The sequence below is a fragment of the Luteibacter sp. P4_D7_3 genome, assembly GCF_056401735.1.
Genome location: NZ_JBFUIT010000586.1, coordinates 1 through 1,184, shown reverse-complemented (window position 1 = coordinate 1,184; position 1,184 = coordinate 1). Strand labels below are relative to the sequence as shown.

Genomic DNA, 1,184 nt, shown 5'->3' with positions numbered 1-1,184 from the left:
CCCTTACGGATTTTCGATTGTCGGATTTCCCCTACAGACGCGTCGACGAAGGTCCCTTTGTCGCCCCCCCATTAGCTAGTGTCAACCATAACCCGAGGTCGCCGGATCGTTTTGCTGCCTAAACCCGGCGGGCGTCAAGGTCATGCGGGTGATGGTGTTGCCGGCGCCCTCGTAACCCAGTGCGTAGGACGAGGCGTCGGTCGACACCGCAATGGCGCCATTGACCAACTGGCCAGCGGAGACCAACACGCGGCTGTCGCCATCGTAGGTGTACCAGGCGTCCTTGGTGGTGCCACCCCAATAACAGAATCCCGTGACGTAACTGGGGAGAGGAATGCTCCGATGTACAGGCGGAACGCGCGAGGGCCGCTAAAGTTCGCGCACACGCTGCCGATACACGTCTCTGCAACTCATGGAGCAGGAACGCAAGATGGCGAAGGCCCGACGGAGCAAACCAGGACATCTTCTTAAGTTCCCTGCCATCGGCTATCCGGACCACCGCCTCTCAACACGCGTCATCCGAAGCGCTCGAAAACAAGGACCAGCCATGACCTACCGTCTTCCCAAAGTGGGGGTCACTGCCCTCGCCTTCGCATGCCTCGCCGCCTGCGGCCACAATGAGCTCGACTCACGCCAGCTCGACTTCAACCAGGGACTGGCCTACAAGCACGGCAGCACCGAGCCCTTTGACGGGGATGCGGCATACGTCGACGCTATTCCCGCCGACATCGCCGCAACGTGGGACAAGAAAGTCGGCGCCATCAATGGCGCACCCGGCCACTCAGCCCTCGCGCGCTGCGTCGTGCACTTTGAGAAGGGACTGTCGGCAGGTCCGTCGCGATGCTACGGGTCCGGCAACAAGCTGGCCCTTGAACTGTCACGGAAAGACGAACGGCTCGATGGCGACATGGTCATCTACAACACGCAGTCCGGTGAAAAGGTCGAGTCTCTGCACTACGAGGGCGGCAACCTTGAGGGCACGGTCACCCGCTACACCTGGGACGGCAAGCAGATGGTGTGGGAGGCGCATTTCGAACACGACGTCCTGAACGGACGCCTGCGCAGCTGGACGCCAGACGGTGTGGCCCTGACCGACGCCACCTGGAAAGAAGGGAATTTACGCGACGGCCACTACTCGGACGGCGTCGTTTCATATGACGTGCGCGATGGACTCAAGGAAGGCC

2 protein-coding genes are annotated in these 1,184 nt (G+C 61.5%); one reads left to right on the top strand and one right to left on the bottom strand.

Features of this window, described 5'->3' with window-relative positions:
* Positions 1–81: 81 nt before the first annotated feature.
* Complete coding sequence (locus tag AC1DSN_RS22930; protein WP_477298163.1) at positions 82–249, bottom strand: hypothetical protein; 168 nt, start codon at positions 247–249, stop codon at positions 82–84.
* A gap of 298 nt (positions 250–547) precedes the next feature.
* On the opposite strand from AC1DSN_RS22930, the gene AC1DSN_RS22925 reads away from it, so the two are divergent.
* On the top strand, positions 548–1,184 hold a 637-nt coding region (locus AC1DSN_RS22925), incomplete at its 3' end, for a toxin-antitoxin system YwqK family antitoxin (RefSeq protein WP_477333173.1).